Source organism: Mesonia maritima, from assembly GCF_042433895.1.
GTDB lineage: Bacteria > Bacteroidota > Bacteroidia > Flavobacteriales > Flavobacteriaceae > Mesonia > Mesonia maritima.
The window spans coordinates 68,902-88,429 of sequence record NZ_JBHLUA010000012.1 but is presented as its reverse complement, the minus strand read 5'-3'; the positions used below and the strand labels follow the sequence as shown (position 1 = coordinate 88,429).

The 19,528-nt window shown below is 34.5% G+C and carries 16 protein-coding genes; all 16 read left to right on the top strand.

Annotated features, from left to right (window positions below):
• Positions 1–25: 25 nt before the first annotated feature.
• The 16 genes from ruvB (at position 26) to ACFFGL_RS07090 (ending at position 19,522) form a co-directional block, all read left to right on the top strand.
• Complete coding sequence (ruvB, locus tag ACFFGL_RS07165; protein ID WP_309727071.1) at positions 26–1,048, top strand: Holliday junction branch migration DNA helicase RuvB; 1,023 nt, start codon at positions 26–28, stop codon at positions 1,046–1,048.
• A gap of 9 nt (positions 1,049–1,057) precedes the next feature.
• The gene (gene queG, locus ACFFGL_RS07160) at positions 1,058–1,981 is read left to right on the top strand and encodes a tRNA epoxyqueuosine(34) reductase QueG (RefSeq protein ID WP_309727159.1); all 924 of its coding nucleotides are present in this window, start codon (positions 1,058–1,060) and stop codon (positions 1,979–1,981) included.
• Between the two features lie 55 nt (positions 1,982–2,036).
• On the top strand, positions 2,037–4,334 hold the full coding sequence (locus ACFFGL_RS07155) for an NADP-dependent malic enzyme (protein WP_309727072.1): 2,298 nt from the start codon (positions 2,037–2,039) through the stop codon (positions 4,332–4,334).
• Between the two features lie 82 nt (positions 4,335–4,416).
• Positions 4,417–5,004: a Holliday junction branch migration protein RuvA gene (gene ruvA / locus ACFFGL_RS07150; protein WP_309727073.1), complete on the top strand. Its 588-nt coding sequence runs from the start codon at positions 4,417–4,419 to the stop codon at positions 5,002–5,004.
• A gap of 67 nt (positions 5,005–5,071) precedes the next feature.
• Positions 5,072–12,160, top strand: a complete 7,089-nt coding sequence (gene sov, locus ACFFGL_RS07145) for a T9SS outer membrane translocon Sov/SprA (RefSeq protein WP_309727160.1) — start codon at positions 5,072–5,074, stop codon at positions 12,158–12,160.
• 33 nt (positions 12,161–12,193) lie between these two features.
• On the top strand, positions 12,194–12,574 hold the full coding sequence (gene gcvH, locus ACFFGL_RS07140; RefSeq protein ID WP_309727074.1) for a glycine cleavage system protein GcvH: 381 nt from the start codon (positions 12,194–12,196) through the stop codon (positions 12,572–12,574).
• A complete protein-coding gene (locus tag ACFFGL_RS07135; RefSeq protein WP_309727075.1) occupies positions 12,564–12,956 on the top strand; it encodes a VanZ family protein in 393 nt (130 codons plus the stop codon). The genes gcvH and ACFFGL_RS07135 overlap by 11 nt, the downstream gene beginning before the upstream one ends.
• A 51-nt stretch (positions 12,957–13,007) precedes the next feature.
• Positions 13,008–13,736: an energy transducer TonB gene (locus ACFFGL_RS07130; RefSeq protein WP_309727076.1), complete on the top strand. Its 729-nt coding sequence runs from the start codon at positions 13,008–13,010 to the stop codon at positions 13,734–13,736.
• A 104-nt stretch (positions 13,737–13,840) separates the two neighbouring features.
• A complete protein-coding gene (locus tag ACFFGL_RS07125) occupies positions 13,841–14,581 on the top strand; it encodes an energy transducer TonB (protein ID WP_309727077.1) in 741 nt (246 codons plus the stop codon).
• 84 nt (positions 14,582–14,665) lie between these two features.
• Positions 14,666–15,568 (top strand): heme o synthase, encoded by a 903-nt coding sequence (gene cyoE / locus ACFFGL_RS07120; RefSeq protein ID WP_309727078.1) that lies wholly within the window; start codon positions 14,666–14,668, stop codon positions 15,566–15,568.
• Entirely contained in the window at positions 15,559–16,140 is a 582-nt protein-coding gene (locus ACFFGL_RS07115; RefSeq protein ID WP_309727079.1) for a cytochrome c oxidase subunit 3, read from the top strand. Before cyoE ends, ACFFGL_RS07115 begins: the two co-directional genes overlap by 10 nt.
• Before the next feature lie 45 nt (positions 16,141–16,185).
• On the top strand, positions 16,186–17,172 hold the full coding sequence (locus ACFFGL_RS07110) for a cytochrome c oxidase subunit 3 (RefSeq protein WP_309727080.1): 987 nt from the start codon (positions 16,186–16,188) through the stop codon (positions 17,170–17,172).
• Between the two features lie 20 nt (positions 17,173–17,192).
• Positions 17,193–17,555, top strand: a complete 363-nt coding sequence (locus ACFFGL_RS07105; protein WP_309727081.1) for a cytochrome C oxidase subunit IV family protein — start codon at positions 17,193–17,195, stop codon at positions 17,553–17,555.
• A 79-nt stretch (positions 17,556–17,634) separates the two neighbouring features.
• Positions 17,635–18,291, top strand: coding sequence for a hypothetical protein (locus tag ACFFGL_RS07100; RefSeq protein ID WP_309727082.1), 657 nt, complete (start codon positions 17,635–17,637; stop codon positions 18,289–18,291).
• A complete protein-coding gene (locus ACFFGL_RS07095; protein ID WP_309727083.1) occupies positions 18,288–18,989 on the top strand; it encodes an SCO family protein in 702 nt (233 codons plus the stop codon). The genes ACFFGL_RS07100 and ACFFGL_RS07095 overlap by 4 nt, the downstream gene beginning before the upstream one ends.
• Complete coding sequence (locus ACFFGL_RS07090) at positions 18,986–19,522, top strand: DUF420 domain-containing protein (protein WP_309727084.1); 537 nt, start codon at positions 18,986–18,988, stop codon at positions 19,520–19,522. Before ACFFGL_RS07095 ends, ACFFGL_RS07090 begins: the two co-directional genes overlap by 4 nt.
• Positions 19,523–19,528 lie beyond the last annotated feature (6 nt).

Genomic DNA, 19,528 nt, shown 5'->3' with positions numbered 1-19,528 from the left:
AGGCTTTTTCTTTATCTTTGCTTTTATGAATGAAAACTTAGATCCTACAGGAGAAAACTTTTCCCCAGAAGAATATGAGGTAGAAAGAGCTTTAAGGCCGCTTTCGTTTGATGATTTTGCAGGACAGGATCAAGTATTGGAAAATTTGCAAATTTTTGTAAAAGCAGCGAATTTAAGAGGCGAAGCTTTAGATCATACTTTATTTCACGGTCCGCCGGGTTTAGGTAAAACTACTTTGGCCCATATTTTAGCGAATGAATTAAATGCCGGAATAAAAGTAACTTCAGGACCTGTATTAGATAAACCGGGAGATCTAGCAGGATTGTTAACGAATCTTGAAGATCGTGACGTACTATTTATTGATGAAATCCATCGGTTAAGTCCTGTAATTGAAGAATATTTGTATTCGGCAATGGAAGATTTCAAAATTGATATAATGATTGAAACGGGTCCGAATGCGCGAACGGTTCAAATCGATTTAAATCAATTTACATTAGTGGGCGCCACAACGCGTTCCGGTTTACTTACAGCTCCAATGCGCGCACGTTTTGGAATTTCTAGTAGGCTGCAGTATTATTCAACTGAATTATTATCAGATATTATTCAGCGAAGTGCCGAGATTCTTAAAATGCCTATTACGCTAGAAGCTGCTATTGAAATTGCCGGAAGAAGTCGCGGTACACCCAGAATTGCCAATGCGCTTTTGCGACGAATTCGTGATTTCGCACAAATTAAAGGAAACGGAAAAATAGACATTGAAATTTCAAAATTCGGACTCAAAGCTTTGAATGTTGATGTAAATGGCCTTGATGAAATGGATAATAAAATTCTTGTTACCATTATTGATAAATTTAAAGGCGGTCCGGTAGGAATTACCACGCTTGCCACCGCCGTAAGTGAAAGCGCCGAAACCATTGAAGAAGTTTACGAACCTTTTTTAATTCAGCAAGGTTTTATTATAAGAACTCCACGCGGTAGAGAAGTTACCGAAGCTGCTTATAAACATTTAGGAAAAACCAGACCTCATTCACAAGGCGGTTTATTCTAACTTTTTATGATGACAATTAAGGAAAAAAATACGCAATTTATTAAAGCCGAAGCCAAGCGCCTCGGTTTTTTGTCTTGTGGAATTAGTAAAGCAGAATTCCTAGAAGAAGAAGCGCCGCGATTAGAACAATGGCTAAAAGAAAATAGAAATGGAGAAATGCGCTATATGGAAAATCATTTCGATAAGCGTTTAGATCCCACAAAATTAGTTGAAGGTGCAAAAAGTGTTGTCTCTTTATTGTTTAATTATTTTCCTTCTGAAACGCAACGTGACGATAGCTATAAAATTAGTAAATATGCCTACGGAAGAGATTATCATTTTGTTTTAAAAGAGAAACTCAAAGTGTTTTTAGAACAAATTCGAGAAGAAATAGGTGAAGTCGGTGGACGTGTTTTTGTAGATTCTGCCCCCGTACTCGACAAAGCGTGGGCGGCAAAAAGCGGTTTAGGTTGGATGGGTAAAAATTCAAACCTATTGTCAAAAAAAACAGGTTCGTTTTTCTTTATCGCAGAATTAATTATCGATCTCGATTTAGAATACGACACGCCGGTTACCGACCATTGCGGAAGTTGTACGGCTTGCATTGATGCTTGCCCGACCGATGCAATTTATGAACCCTATAAAGTAGATGGCAGTAAATGCATTTCTTACTATACTATTGAATTGAAAAATGAAATCCCGAAAAACGAACAAGGAAAATTTCAAGATTGGATGTTCGGTTGCGATATTTGCCAAGATGTTTGCCCTTGGAATCGTTTTTCAAAACCGCATAATGAACCTTTATTTAATCCCCATCCCGATTTATTAAGTATGACGAAACGGGATTGGGAAGAATTAACCAAAGAAACCTTTGGTAAAATTTTTAAAAAATCTGCAGTAAAACGAACAAAATTTTCCGGTCTTAAAAGAAATATCGACTTTTTAAAAAACTAAGTTTTTTCCCTAAAAACTTCCATGTTACCTTTGTTAGACCTCAAAACTAAAATTTATGAATAACGAGCGCAAAAGAAGAGAAGCATTGGTTTACCATGCAAAACCAAAGCCGGGTAAAATTGAAGTTATTCCCACAAAAAAATATTCAACGCAACGTGATTTAGCTCTAGCCTATTCCCCAGGTGTAGCAGAGCCATGTTTAGAAATTGCAAAAGATAAAAACAATAGTTACAAATATACCACTAAAGGAAATTTGGTGGCTGTTATTTCTAACGGAACAGCGGTTTTAGGCTTAGGAGATATTGGTCCCGAAGCTTCAAAACCGGTAATGGAAGGAAAGGCGCTGTTATTTAAAATTTTTGCTGATATCGATGTTTTCGATATTGAGGTCGATACAAAAGATATTGATGCGTTTGTAGAAACGGTAAAAAATATTGCCCCAACTTTTGGCGGAATTAATTTAGAAGATATAAAAGCCCCAGAAGCTTTTGAAATTGAACGTCGCTTAAAAGAAGAGCTTGATATTCCGGTAATGCATGACGATCAACACGGAACGGCAATAATTTCTTCAGCAGCCTTGTTAAATGCTTTAGAATTAGCGGACAAGAAAATTGAAGAGGTCAAATTAGTCGTTTCCGGAGCAGGTTCTGCTGCAATAGCTTGTGCAAAACTTTATTTGTTGCTAGGTATTAAAAAAGAAAATATCATAATGTTCGATATAAACGGGGTTTTGCATAACGATCGAACCGATTTATCGCCACTTCAGAAAAAATTTGCAGTAGATAAAAAATACGATTCGATTGCTGAAGCTATAATAGGAGCTGATGTTTTTTTAGGACTTTCCGTAGGAAATATTTTAAGTCCGGAAATGTTAAAAACGATGAATGAAAACCCCATTGTTTTCGCAATGGCAAATCCAAATCCTGAAATTGAATACGAATTGGCGGTTAAAACCCGTGCCGATGTAATTATGGCGACCGGTAGAAGCGATAACCCAAATCAAGTAAATAACGTATTAGGTTTTCCTTTTATTTTTAGAGGCGCGTTAGACGTTCGTGCTACTAAAATTAATGAAGAAATGAAAATGGCGGCGGTAAAAGCACTGGCCAATTTAGCAAAAGAACCCGTTCCGGAGCAAGTAAATATCGCGTATGGCGAAACAAAATTAAACTTCGGAAAAGATTATATTATTCCTAAACCGTTCGATTCTCGTTTATTAACTGAAGTTCCGCCAGCTGTTGCAAAAGCAGCTATGGATAGTGGTGTTGCAAAAGAACCAATTTTAGATTGGAAACGTTATGAAGATGAATTATATGAGCGAATGGGAAGCGACAATAAAATTACGCGTCTGTTGTTAAATCGTGCGAAAACCAGTCCGAAACGAGTGGTTTTTGCTGAAGCAGATCATCTTGATGTAATAAAAGCGGCTCAGATCGCTAATGATGAAGGAATTGCGATTCCTATTTTGTTAGGAAGAAAAGAAGTTATTTTAGAATTGATGAAAGAAATCGATTTTGATGATAAAGGAATTTCTATAATTGACCCAAAATCTGATGAACAAAAAGAACAAGTTGAAATTTATGCTGAAAAATTTTGGAAGGCACGCTCCAGAAGCGGGATTACTCTATATGAAGCTTTAAAATTAGTAAGAGAAAGAAATTATTTTGCAGCAATGATGGTAAAAGAAGGTGATGCAGATGCATTAATTTCGGGTTATTCAAGAGCTTATCCAACCGTTGTAAGGCCAATGTTAGATATTATTGGAGTTGCTAAAGGTGTTTCTAGAATTGCAGCCACAAATTTAATGAATACTTCTCGCGGACCTTTATTTATTAGTGATACTTCCATAAACATAAATCCAGATGCAAAAGATTTGGCGAGAATTGCACAAATGACAGCACATACCGTTAGAATGTTTGGTGTCGAACCGGTAATTGGTATGATTTCGTATGCAAATTTTGGTTCCTCTAAAGATGTAAGCGCTCGAAAAGTAAAAGATGCGGTGGAAATTCTTCATGAAAAAAGTCCAGATTTATTAGTAGATGGAGAATTACAGGTAGATTTTGCGTTGAATAAACAAATGCTTCAAGGTAAATTTCCATTTTCTAAATTAGCAGGAAGAAAAGTAAATACGTTAATTTATCCCAATCTCGATTCTGCAAATAGTACATATAAATTAATTAAAGAATTAAATAAAACCGATTCTATTGGGCCAATAATGATGGGCTTAGATAAACCTGCACATGTTTTACAACTTGGTGCAAGCGTAGAAGAAATGGTGAATATGACGGCTGTTGCGGTTGTAGATGCTCAAGAAAAGAATAAGAAAAAGGAAATGGCATTAGCGCTTTAAATTAAGTTGTTAAACTCCAAAATGAAAGTTTTTCTATCTTGATAATTTTCCTACATTTGAGCCTTTAACTTTTGGTTAACGTATGATTGCTCATTTAAGCGGAAAATTAGTAGAAAAAAACCCTACAGATCTTGTAGTGGAATGTAATGGTGTAGGTTATTTCCTTAACATTTCTTTACATACTTTTTCTCAAATTCCAGATCAGGAAAACATTTTTATTTATACCTATTTGCAAGTTCGTGAAGATGCTCAAACACTTTTTGGTTTTGCAGATAAATTAGAGCGCAGTTTGTTTAAAAAATTGATTTCTGTTTCAGGAATTGGCGCTAGTACCGCAAGAACTATGCTTTCTTCACTTTCACCAGATCAGGTAATGAGTGCTATTCATTCAGAAAATGTAGAAGAAATTAAAAGTGTAAAAGGAATCGGAGCAAAAACTGCACAGCGTGTTATCATAGATTTAAAAGATAAAATTTCAGATTTAGGCGAAGCAGATGTAAACAAAATTTTAACACCTCAACGCAATACCCATAAAGAAGAAGCGTTATCTGCTTTAGAAACCTTGGGTTATACCCGAAAGCAATCTGAAAAAGTTGTTAAAAAAATATTGTCTAATAATCCTGAAGCTACTGTCGAAGCTATCATCAAGCTTTCTTTAAAAAATCTCTAAACCATTGGGAAAAATTAATTGTCTTACTATAGATGTAAAAACGCTTGTTGCCGGTTTGGTATTTTTTATGGCATTCACCAATACTTTCGGACAAGATGATGGTGAAGAGGGCAATGAAACTACACAAGATTCAACTAAAACTGGTTATTATCTTGGGCAGATAGAAATGGAAGATCCGAGTAGTATTACCACAAAATATACTTATGACGAAGTTTTAGATCGCTATATTTATACGGAAAAGATAGATGATGTAAATGTATCTTATCCATTAGTTTTAACTCCTGAAGAATTCCAAGAACGTGTTTTAGAAGAGCAGATGAAAGCTTATTTTAAGCAAAAGTCTGATGCAGTGAGTGGGAGAGGTCAAGGTGCCGATGAACAACAGAATTTACTTCCGATATTTTATGTAAACAATAGTTTTTTTGAATCTATTTTCGGCGGAAATCAAATAGAAGTAATTCCGCAGGGTTCGGTAGAATTAGATTTAGGTTTGTTATATACAAAACAAGATAATCCATCACTTTCTCCAAGAAATAGAAGTAATTTAACCTTCGATTTTCAGAATCAAATAAAATTAGAATATACACCAACTGAAGATGATATTGTTCGGAAAATAGAAGTTGGTAACGTAAGTATGCCGCTTAATAGTTCCTTAATTCAAGGAGCGCAAAGTTTGTTTGGTGTAAAAGCACAATTACAATTTGGTAAAACTACCATTACCGGTGTTTTCTCTGAACAAAACTCAGAGCGACAAACCGTAAATATTCAAGGTGGTGGTGCAGTGCAGGAGTTTGAAAAGTTTATTTTAGATTACGATGAAAACCGACACTTCTTTTTAGCGCATTATTTTAGAGATAATTATGACAACGCTTTACAGAACTATCCGTTTATAACAAGTAATATACAAGTTACGCGAATGGAAGTTTGGGTAACTAACCGAAGTAATAGTACACAAAGTTTAACGGGAACACGAAATATTGTAGCGCTTCAAGATATTGGAGAAGCTGATCCTGAAAATATTGGGATGTTATTAGATGCAAATGGAAACCCAATCGCTGGACCGCAGGGTTTTGTTAATACTTCAGCAAATTCATACCCGGATAACACGAATAACGATTTTAATCCCATAGGAATTACAGGTCCGCAACAATCTTCCTTAACGCCGGCAATTCGTGACATAGCTTCGGTAGATCAAGGTTTCGGAGTAAATTCTTCCGAAGTTAATGAAGGAGTAGATTATGCAAAATTAGAAAACGCACGCCAACTTCAACCTAATGAATATACCTTGCATCCGCAATTAGGGTATATTTCCCTAAACCAGCGTTTAACTAATGATGAAGTACTTGCGGTAGCTTTTCAGTATACGGTAAATGGTCAAGTTTTTCAAGTAGGTGAATTTGCGAACGGTGGTGTTTCTGCAACACAAACCGGTAACAATCCTAATCCAAACGGACAACAAATTGCGATTAACCAAAATTTGGTGGTGAAATTATTGAAAAGTCCGGTGACAAATGTAAACGAGCCAATTTGGGATTTAATGATGAAAAACATCTATAATTTAGATGCGTATCAATTAGAACAAGAAGATTTTAGATTTAATATTTTATATACCGATCCGCAGCCTTTAAATTATATCAGTCAAGCGCCGGGATCGAATGTTCCTTTACCGCCCGATGTGGATGATAAAAATTTACTTCAAGTTTTTGAACTCGATAATCTAAACGTAAATAATGACCCGATTGTAGGAGGTGATGGTTTTTTCGATTATGTCCCGGGGATTACTATCGATCCGCAACAAGGAAGAATTATTTTTACCACAGTCGAACCGTTTGGAGAATATTTATTTAATAAACTAGATAATACACCAAATGGCGGGGGTGAAGATTATAATAATCCATCTACGTATAACGATAATCAGGAACGCTATGTTTTTCGTGCGTTATACAACACTACGAAAACCCAAGCTGAACAAGAAGAAGCCAATAAAAATAAATTTCAATTAAAAGGAAGTTATAAATCGTCAGGACAAGAAGGGATTCCTATTGGAGCGTTTAACGTTCCGCGAGGTTCGGTAACGGTAACTGCAGGAGGAAGAGTTTTACAAGAAGGTGTAGATTATACGGTAGATTATGCTTTAGGGCGAGTTAAAATATTAGACGAAGCCTTATTAGCTTCTGATACGCCTATTCAAGTTTCAACTGAAAATAATGCGCTTTTCGGACAACAAACGAAGCGTTTTACTGGTATAAATGTCGAGCATAAATTCAATGAAAATTTAATTCTGAACGGAACTTTTTTAAACCTAAACGAACGCCCAATTACCCAAAAATCTAATTATAGTTACGAGCCGGTTAATAACTCTATTTACGGATTCAATATAAATTATTCTACGCAAGTTCCATTTTTCACACGTTTAGTAAATAAACTTCCGAATATTGATACCGATGTAGAATCTAATTTTTCAGTAAGAGGAGAATTCGCTTATTTACATCCAGGTTCGCCAAAAGGTGATAATTTTGATGGTGAAGCAACTTCCTATGTAGATGATTTTGAAGCTTCTCAGACGGCAATTTCAGTTTTGTCTCCATTAAGTTGGGAGCTTTCAAGTGCGCCAATTGGTTTTGGAGGCGAAAAAGCAAATAATGATTTAAGCTCCAGTTATCGTAGAGCGAAAATGAATTGGTACAATATCGATCCTATTTTCTACAGTAACCAGCGTCCGGCGGGAATAAGTGATGATGATCTTTCTTTATATTCAACTAGGCGAGTTTTTATAGATGAAATTTTCCCAAATACAGATGTTGTACAAGGGCAAACGCAGGCAGTTTACACCTTAGATTTAGCTTATTATCCTTCTGAAAGAGGACAATATAATTATAATCCTGCAGCAGCAGGAGGAAACACCTTACCAACTCCCGAAGAAAATTTCGGGGGAATTACACGCCAAATCACTACCACAAATTTTGAGCAATCTAATGTAGAATTTATCCAATTCTGGGTGATGGATCCTTATATCTATCCTGAAAATAATACGAATAATGAAGGGCTAGTTACCTTTAACTTGGGTAGTATTTCAGAAGATGTATTAAAAGATGGAAGAAAGCAATTTGAAAATGGTTTACCAACCGACGGTCAACCCGGAAATACCTTAGAAACGGAATTTGGTAGAGTACCTTCAAGTCAATCATTAGTTTACGCTTTCGATTCAGAAGGACAAGCGAGAATTAATCAAGATGTGGGTTACGATGGATTAAATGATGAGTTAGAAGCTCAAAAATTTCCTGCGTTTGCTGGTCTTGCCGATCCATCAAATGATAATTATCAGTATTATTTAAACGCTGAAGGGGGCGTTGTAGAACGATATAGAAATTATAACGGTCACGAAGGGAATACGCCAACCGATGTTGGGCAAAATAATCGAGGAAATGGTACAATGCCATCGGTAGAAGATGTTAACCGTGACAACACGATGAATACTATCGACAGCTATTTTGAATATAAAGTTCCGCTTTTCAACGGAATGAGTGTCGATAACAATACTAGTTCTATTGCGGGAATTGATGAGGATTATATTACCGATGTAAAAACGGTAAACACCACGCTTCAAAATGGTGATCAAATGAATGTGAGATGGGTTCAGTTTAAAGTTCCTTTAAGAACAAGTAGCGAATACGCAGTAAACGGAATAGCCGATTTACGTTCTGTTCGTTTTATGCGAATGTTTTTGTCCGGTTTCCAAGAAGATATTGTATTGCGTTTTGGTACACTTGATTTGGTTAGAGGTGATTATAGAAGATACAATCAAGCGGTAGTTCCCGACGGGACCGATCCTGATAACGAACCTAATACTACACTTGAAGTTACGGCGGTAAGTGAAGAGCAAACTTCAGATTATGTTACGCCTCCGGGAGTTTATCGTGAGGAAATGATTAACAACAATCAACGAATTCGAGAAGATGAGCAATCACTTTCCTTAACTGTTAAAAATTTATCACCTGGTGATTCTCGCGCGGTTTATAAAAATTTTCAGGTCGATATGCGTCAGTATAAAGATTTAAAAATGTTTTTACACGCTGAAAGCTTACCTGCTCCAAATCCTGAACTTATAGATGGTCAATTAACAGCGTTTATAAGAATGGGAACCGATTTCACCGATAACTTCTATCAAGTTGAAGTTCCATTAAAAGTTAGCGATCTCAATTCAACAAATGCACGAGATGTTTGGCCCATTGTAAATGATATGAATGTTTCGTTTGATTTATTGCAGCGAATAAAATCTACGGTAATCGGAAACGACACCTATAATAGTGCAAATTTGAATTTCTTTACTGAAAATCTAGAGCCTTCTGTAGCGAATGGTGATCCGGGAGAAATGCGTGTTGGGATTAAAGGAAATCCTAGTTTCGGGAACATTCGTGTAATTATGCTCGGGTTAAAAAACAGTGGCGATGTAGATGCAACTGGTGAAGTTTGGTTTAATGAACTTCGCTTATCTGATATGAAAAATCAAGGCGGTTGGGCTGCGGTTTTAAATATGGATACCAATTTAGCAGATTTTGCATCAGTTGCTGCTACAGGAAGAAGAAGTACTATCGGTTTTGGTTCCATCGAACAAGGACCAAACCAGCGAAGTCGAGAAGATGTACAACAATACGATGTAGTAACGAATTTAAATATGGGGCAATTATTACCTAAAGATTGGGGAATAAAAGTTCCGTTTAGTTACAGTAGAGGAGAAGAATTAATTACGCCGCAATACGATCCTGAATATTTAGATATAGAATTAGAAACCTTACTCGATAATACTAATGATGCCGACCGAAGGGATGAATTACGTGAACGTGCTGAAGATTATACAAAAAGACAAAGTGTAAGTGTAATTGGGTTGCGGAAAGAGCGGACAAATCCGGATGCTAAACCGATGCCGTATGATGTTGAAAATTTCAGTTTTTCAGGAACATATAATCAAATAGATCATCGTGACTTTGAAATTGAAGAGTCACTTGACCAAAGTGTAAATGTTGGAGCGACTTATAATTATAATTTTGCACCGCTTAAAATTGAGCCTTTTAAAAATATTGCCGTTTTAGATAGTAGTGAATATTACAAGCCCATTAAAGATTTTAATGTAAATCTTTTACCTACTAATATTTCAGCGAGTTCAAATATTAGCAGACAATATAACGAACAAATATTTAGAGAAATAAATCTTCCGCCAGGTTCTATTGGTTTGCCGAAATTATATCAGCGAAATTATATTTTCGATTGGCAATATACCATAACGCATAAACTTACTGAATCTTTACAATTTACTTTAAATACAAATAATAATAGAATTGTACGGAACTACATTAGCGATGATAATGTTCAAGATAACTCTATTGGAATTTGGGATGGATTCTTTGATGTTGGACAACCGAACAGGCATTTGCAGAATTTACAAGTAAATTATGATATTCCTTTTGATAAAATTCCGGCACTCGAATTCGTGAAAGCACGGTATTCATATACGGGAAATTTCCAATGGCAAAAAGGATCAGAAATTAGAAGAAGTATACCAGGAATTCCCGATTTAGGAAATACAATTCAAAATTCCAACACCCATCAAATTAACGGGACTTTTGAAATGAATACCTTGTATCGCTACATTGGTTTAACAAAAAAGAAATCTAAAAATAATTCGGGAAGAACACGATTAAATCAATCAGCCAATAAATTAGGTTTTACGCGTAATAGTAGTAATAATAACAATAATCAAGCTCAAGATGAAGATTTGTCTGGCGGCGATAAAGCTGTAAATACGTTAATTGATATTGTAACAGCTGTTCGTCGATTAACGGTAAATTATGATGAAACCAAAGGAATGTTTTTACCGGGTTACACCAATGATATTGGTTTTGTTGGAACATTAAAACCTACTGCAGGATTTACATTTGGGAGTCAAGCCGATGTGCGTGAAATTTCTGCTAGAAACGGTTGGTTAACTAGCTATCAGCAATTCAATGAACAATACCAAGAAACGGAAGTTAAGAACTTAAGTTTACAAGCTAATATCGATTTACTGCCCGATCTTACGCTCGATTTAAATGCCAATAGAACTTATTCTGAAACCTATACAGAAAATTATAGAGTAAATCAAGATGATTTACAATATCGTTCCTTAACGCCGAATACGTTTGGAAACTTTAATATTTCTACTATTATGATAGCTTCTGCGTTTAGCGAAAGTTCTCAAGAAAGTTCAGAAGCTTTTCAGCAATTTAGAGATAACAGAATTACTGTAGCCAATCGATTAGCGCAACAAGCCGGAATTGATACTAGTAATCCAGATAATTTGGATGAAAATGGTTATCCGATTGGTTTTGGAAGAACGAGTCAACAAGTTTTATTACCTTCTTTCCTTTCAGCTTATACCGGAAAAAATGTAGAGAAAGTTAGTCTCGGTTCATTTAGAGATACGCCTTTACCAAACTGGAATGTTAAATATACAGGCTTAATGCGTTTAAAATGGTTTAAAGATAAATTTAAACGATTCAGTATTCAGCACGGATATACTTCACTTTATAATATTAATCAGTTTCAGACTAATTTAGATTACGATAGAAATAATCCTTACGGAAGTTCAAACCTTGATCAAGCCGGTAATTTTAAAAGTAAATTCTTTATTTCAAATGTAAATTTAGCCGAACAATTTAGTCCGCTTTTTAAAATTGATATGGAATTAAAAAGTTCAGTTAAAATTTTAGCTGAAATGCGAAAGGATCGTATACTTTCCTTAAGTTTCGCAAATAATTTACTTACAGAAACCCAAGGAAACGAATATATTTTGGGATTGGGGTATCGTTTGCCGAATGTTAAAATAGCCACGAATATTGGTGGTCAACGCCGGGTTTTAAATAGTGATTTGAATTTTAAAGCAGATGTGTCGTTTAGAAGAAATGAAACCATAATTCGCTATTTAGATATAGATGATAGTCAAACCACTTCCGGTCAAGATATTTGGTCGATTACATTTAATGCTGATTATGCTTTATCAAAAAATTTGACTGCAATATTTTATTACGATCATAGTTTTTCGAAATATGCAATATCAACCGCATTTCCGCAAACCACTATACGATCTGGAATAACATTGCGCTATAATTTCGGAAACTAATTATATTTGTAAATAACTAAACTAAATAATACTATGAACGCTCCAAAAGAATTAAAATACACTAAAGACCACGAATGGGTAAAAGTAGATGGCGATATTGCAACTATCGGCATTACAGATTTTGCACAAGGTGAATTAGGTGATATTGTTTACGTTGAAGTTGAAACTGTAGACGAAACCTTAGATAAAGAAGAAGTTTTCGGTACCGTTGAAGCCGTAAAAACAGTGTCAGATCTTTACTTACCACTTTCAGGTGAAATTATCGAATTCAATGAATCTTTAGAAGACGAGCCAGAAAAAGTTAATACCGATCCTTATACAGAAGGATGGATGATTAAAGTTAAAATTTCTAACCCAGATGAAATCGATGGTTTACTAGATGTTGAAGCCTATAAAGAACTTATTGGATCCTAAAGTATCCTTAATCTTAGCATTATTATATACGGTTTCTTTATTAGTGGTCTCTTTAATACATACTGAAGACCTGCCGAAACCTAATTTTAATAATGCAGATAAGGTTTTCCATTGCATAGCATATTTTGGACTTACGCTTTGTTGGTACTTTCAATATTTTTCTCGAAAAAATACAAAAGTACTTCATCGCAAGTCTTTGCTCATTATTTGTTTGCTCACAACAGCTTTTGGCATTTTTATTGAAGTACTTCAAGGAGTATTTACTACGTATCGAAGTATCGATGCATTTGATGTTTTAGCAAATACAACAGGAATTATAATTGCTTTTTTTCTAATTATTTCAATTAAAACACCCTTAGAAAAAATTAAACATCAATTATAATTTAGATTTTTATAAAAAATAATTACATTAGCAATCCGATAATAAAAAATTATGGAACCAAAGAAAAATCCCAAAAAAGACCTACGAAGAAGAAGCGTCCTGTTTTTTCAGATAGGTTTAATTGTGATGCTGTTTCTGACTTGGCGCGCCATAGAATGGAAAACTTACGAAAAGGAAGAATTCGAAAAGCAAGTCGTTCAGTTTGATCAGCTAAATGAAGAGGAGACCGTTGTGATGCCTCCAAATCAACCACCGCCACCGCCACCGCCACCACCGCCACCAGCTCCAGAAGTTATTGAAGTTGTTGAAGATGAGGTAGAGGTAGAAGAGCAGGTGATAGAATCTACAGAGGTTACAGAAGAACCTGAAATTGTAGAAGTAGCTGAGGTTTCAGAAGTTGCTGACGAAGAGCCAATCGCGGATGTTCCTTTTACAGCTATTGAAGATGTGCCAATTTTTCCAGGTTGCGAAAAATATAAAACTAATGCAGAGCGAAGAAAATGTATGAGTGAAAAGGTGAGCGATTTTGTGAATAACAAATTCAACACCGAGTTAGGTTCTGAGTTAGGTTTGTCGGGAGTAAACCGAGTTTACGTTCGATTTAAAATTGACTCGAAAGGAAAAATTGTTGACGTTCAAGCACGAGCGCCACACCCAAGACTTCAGAAAGAAGCAGAACGAGTTGTAAAAATGCTTCCGCAAATGACTCCTGGTAAACAGAGAGGTCAAGCGGTAGGAGTTTTATACTCTTTACCAATTATTTTTCAAGTTCAAGACTAATAATTATTTCATATAGTTTAAAAACCCTCTCATTTTTGAGAGGGTTTTTCTTTTTGGCAGAATAATTGTGTTAATCATAAAGAATTAACATAAAACTTCTTATTATGAAAAGCCAAGAACAAAAACCGCAAGTAAAAACTAAATTTATCTACTTCCAATTAGGTCTAATTGTAGCTTTACTGTGTTCAATATTTTTAATAGAACATAAAACTACAGTTAAGGAAAAAGAAAAACCAGTGATTATTTATCAAGCAAGCTTAATGGAGAAAACACCTATCTATAAAGTTAAAACGGAGACGCCGGAACCTATTAAAAAGCAAAAAGCTTCTAGTCAAAAAAGTAAAAATAATGATGAACTAAAAATTATCGATAACAAAGACTTCTTAAAAAGTTTATTTAATAATGAAGCTAAAATCGATGATGGAAAAGTAGATGAAGATTTAGGTAAAAAACTAGAAGAACCAACTACTATTATTGAAGATAATATACCTATAAATTATTTAAAAGTTGAAGAAGCGCCAATTTTTCCCGGTTGTGAAAAATACGATTCCAAAGCAGAACGTTCAAGTTGTTTTTCTTCTCAGATTGCAAAGTTGGTTCAAAGAAAGTTTGATAGCAGTATAGGTCAAGAATTAGGCTTGTCGGGTGAACAGCGAATTTATGTAACCTTTACAGTAGATGAAAAAGGAAAGGTAGTCGATATAAAAGCAGTTTCAAAAGTAGATGCTTTGGCAAAAGAAGCAGAGCGGGTGACAAAATTATTGCCAACTATGAAACCAGGTAAGCAGCAAGGAAAAAATGTTCCTGTAACTTATGCACTTCCAATTACTTTTAACCTTCAATAAATTTTCAGCTAAAATATTTAACGCTTTTTCTCGCTTGCCAAAAGGCTTTTTAAGAGTATCTTTGCATTCTGAAAAATGGAGGTATTGAATAGAACTCTTACAAATACAGTAAAACCCGATGTAATTTCTGATTTCAAAGAAATAACCAAAATGCGATTAGCAGTAAGCGTAGTTTTTTCATCGGTTGCTGGCTATTTTTTAGGTGCAGAGGTTGTGAATTTTGTAGTTGTCCTTTTGTTGGCAATTGGTGGTTATTTAATGGTAGGAGCATCGAATGCGTTTAATCAAGTAATTGAACGAAATTTAGATGCAAAAATGAATCGCACAAAAAACCGACCGATTCCTGCGGGAAGAATGTCAGTTACTACCGCGACTATTATTGCAAGTTTATTTACGATTTTAGGAATAGTTGTACTTTATATTATAAATCCCGTAACAGCAATGTTTGGCGGGATTTCTATTTTTTTATACACCTGTATTTATACGCCTTTAAAAAGAGTTACACCGCTTTCTGTCTTCATCGGTGCATTTCCCGGGGCCATTCCATTTATGTTGGGTTGGGTTGCGGCTACAAATGATTTTAGTATAGAACCGGGAACACTTTTTATGATTCAGTTTTTTTGGCAATTTCCGCATTTTTGGGCTTTAGGTTGGTGGTTGTATGATGACTATAAAAGAGGAGGTTTTTTTATGTTGCCTACCGGAAAGCGAGATAAAGGGACTGCAATTCAAATTATTCTTTATACAATTTGGACTGTAGTAATTTCCTTAATTCCTGTTTTTGGAGTAACGGGGCGCTTATACTTAACACCAATTTCTGGTGTCCTTATCTTGATTTTAGGAATAGGGATGCTGTATTATGCATTCAAGCTTTATAAAAATAAAGATGAAAAAACTGCAAAACAACTGATGTTTGCTAGTGTTTCTTATATAACTTTATTACAGATTATTTACGTTTTAGATAAATTTATTCGAATATGGATTTAACGCAAGGAACCGAAGAAGAGAAAAGAAGAAGATCTAAAAAGATGATGCTTTGGTTTGCTATTATAAGTATGGCAATGATGTTTGCCGGTTTAACGAGTGCTTATGTAGTGAGTAGGAATAGAGCAGATTGGCTAAAAGATTTAGAAATGCCTTCAGCTTTTATGTGGAGTACAGTTGTAATTCTTGTAAGTAGTTTCACATTTTATTTTGCGAAAAAAGCAATTTTAAAAAATAATCGTTCGTTAGCTTCAGGTTTACTCTTAACCACACTTTTATTAGCCCTCATATTTGTAGCATTACAATTTAGCGGCTTTCAACAATTTATTGATAATGGAAGATTTCCTGCCGGAAGTGCAAGTGTAATTAATGTTTCTTTTAATTACTTGCTCATTTTTACGCATTTATTACACCTTGCAGCAGGAATTATTGTTTTAGTGGTGGTAATTTATAATCATTTTAAACAACGTTATAAAGCAGGGCAAATGCTTGGAATAGAACTCGGTGCAACATTCTGGCATTTTGTTGATATTTTGTGGATTTACCTGTTTTTGTTTTTATATTTCTTTAGATAAGAAAATTAACTATTTTTGCATAATCTTTAACACTAATTTTTCTTTATGGAAGCTACTGTTGTAAGAACAGGAACCGAGGGTAAAACCTGGGGAGGTGGGTCTAAATCGCCATTAAAAGCTAGCTATGGTAAAATGATGATGTGGTTTTTTATCACATCAGATGCGCTTACATTTTCGGCGTTTCTAGCAGCTTACGGTTTTTCGAGGTTTAAATTTATAGACTCTTGGCCAATTGCAGATGAAGTTTTTAATCACTTTCCATTTTTACATGGTGTAGATGCACCAATGTATTATGTTGCATTAATGACCTTTATTTTGATATTTTCTTCAGTAACTATGGTTTTAGCCGTAGATGCTGGTCATAAAATGCAAAAAGGAAAGGTCACAACTTATATGTTTTTAACCATTATTGGTGGACTTATTTTCGTAGGTTCTCAAGCTTGGGAATGGAAAAATTTTATAAGTGGAACTTACGGAGCAGTTGAAACTAAAGGCGGAAACATTATTCAATTTGTTGATGCTGAAGGCGAACGTTTAGCCTTAGCTGATGTGGCTGAAATTCTTCCTGAAGAAAGAGTCTTACACGAACGTAAAAACGGTCTTTGGTATACCGCAGATGGAGAACCTTTGCCAAGTTACAGTATCGATGAGGTGAAAAAAGGATTCGCTAGCCATGAAGATATGCTTATTCGAATTCAAAAATTAGATGAAAACGGAGCTAAAACAATTCTTTCTAGAGAAGAATCATTAGATATGATAAATAATCACGCGATGAGAGTGGTAGAAGGTGCAAACCTTAGCCGTAATGAATACGGTCCGCCTTTATTTGCAGATTTCTTTTTCTTTATTACAGGTTTTCACGGTTTTCACGTATTTACAGGAGTAATCATTAATATTATTATTTTCTTTAATGTAATTCTTGGAACATACGAGAAAAGAAAAAGCTACGAAATGGTAGAGAAAGTTGGACTTTACTGGCATTTTGTAGATTTAGTTTGGGTATTTGTATTTACCTTTTTCTATTTGGTATAAAATTTTTGAAGTAAAAAATAATGGCACATATAGCATCACATAACGATAATTCAGCAACAAAAAGAATTTGGAGTGTATTTATAATCCTTTCTATTGTTACAATTGTTGAAGTTATTTTAGGAATTATTAAACCAGCATTTCTTATAGATACTACATTTATTTATATGAAATTACTCAACTGGATATTTATCATTCTTACACTTTACAAAGCATATTACATTACCTGGGCTTTCATGCATATGGAGCATGAAACTAAAGGATTGCGTAGAGCTGTAGTTTGGACCGCAGTTTTCTTAGTCTCTTATCTTATATTCATTTTATTAACCGAAGGAGATTATATTTACGAGGTCTACAAAAATGGCCACGTTGCCTGGAACTTTTAAAAGTTAAAACATTTGAAAAGACGATTTATTAAAATCGTCTTTTTTATTTTTGCACAGCGTAAGAAGAAACGCCGACATTATGAAAAAGTTTTTTGTGCTTACTGTGCTATTTGCGCTTCCAATGGTAGCTTATCTTTTCTTTTCCTCCGGCGTAAATAATTTTGCGAAACTTCCGGTTTTAACTAGAAATATTGCCGATTTAAATAATTTTACGACTTTGGATGGTAAACCTGTTCAATTAAGACACAAAATTACTATTCTTTCTTTTTACGGCAGTAATGTTGAAAAAATGGAAGGAAACGCTTTCAACTTAAATGAAAAGATTTACGATAAAAATTTTGAGTTCCAAGACCTTCAATTTGTAGTGTTAGCAGAAAATGGAACGCAACTGCAAGCCCGAGCTTTACTAGAAGAAATATCTACTACGATTGATACTAAAAAATGGAATTTTGCCTTCGGAACTAAAGCCGATATTCAACGTGTTTTTAATTCTTTAAAATCTTCATATAAATTAGACAACGATTTTTCTTCACCCTACGTTTTTATCATTGATAAAGATCGAAATTTAAGAGGCAGACCGGCAGAACAATCAGAAGATAACAAAGCGGTTTATGGTTACGATACACGCTCAATTGCGAATTTAACCAATAAAATGACCGATGATGTAAAAGTTATTTTAGCGGAATATCGCTTAGCACTTAAAAAATATAATCGCACAAACGCTTCACAAAAATGAAACGCAAATATTCTTACATAGGTCTTGGAATTATAATTCTCGTTTTCGGAATTATTGTTATACCTAAAATAGTTGAACGCTTTGCGAATAATGATGTAGTTGAGAATGATCGTCTAAGTGAAAAAGAAACTACACTAAATACTGAAGATGAACTTTCTTATATTATTATAAATGGAGAGCCTAAAAAAGTCCCTTCCTTTAAATTTGTAGATCAGCATAACGATACTATTACAAACGAGAGCTATAAAGGAAGAGTCTATGTAGCTGAATTTTTCTTCACGACTTGTCCTACAATTTGCCCAAAAATGAATGAAAATATGAGCGATATTCAGCAAGTATTTAAAGGAAATACAAACTTCGGGATCGCTTCTTTTAGTATTAACCCAAGTTACGATACGCCAGAAATTTTAAAAGAATACGCTGAAAAATATAATATTACCAATCCTCATTGGCATTTATTAACTGGTAATCAAGATGAGATTTTTGAACTTGCTAATAACGGATTTAACTTTTATGTAGCCAGTAACCTAAAAGTTGAAGGTAATTTTCAGCATTCAGGATATTTTGCATTAGTAGATCAAGAAGGTTTTATTCGCTCAAGAAAAGATCAATTCGGTAATCCAATTATATTCTATAATGGTTTAGAAGATGACGATTTAAAGATGCTAAAAGAAGACATTAAAAAATTATTAAAATGAAAACAACTGTAAAAAACGATAGAATTGCAGTTCCTATAATAATTGCACTCTCCATTTTAGTTCCCATAATAGTTTTAATTCTGATGAATTTGCCGGAACGTTATAATTTTTTAGGCTTAGAATTAGGAACGCTTCCCTTATTTCATGCCGTTTTAAATGCTTCAACAGCTGTTTTATTATTGTCCGGTTATTTCTTAATTAAGTCGGGAGATAAAATTATGCACCGAAATGTAATGATAACCGCTTTTGGTTTATCGGCAGTTTTTTTAATTAGTTATGTAATTTCAAAAATTAGTAACGATCCTGTGCCTTATGGAGGTGAAGGTTTTATGCGTCCGGTTTATTTCTTTATTTTAATATCGCATATTGTGCTTTCCGCAATTATAATTCCGTTAGTTCTATTCACAATGTATCGTGGATTAACGGGCGAATATTTAAAACACAAAAAAATTGCACGGTGGACATTTCCTATATGGATGTATGTCGCTATTACAGGAGTTTTAGTTTATTTATTTATGCTTCCTTACTATTAAAAAATC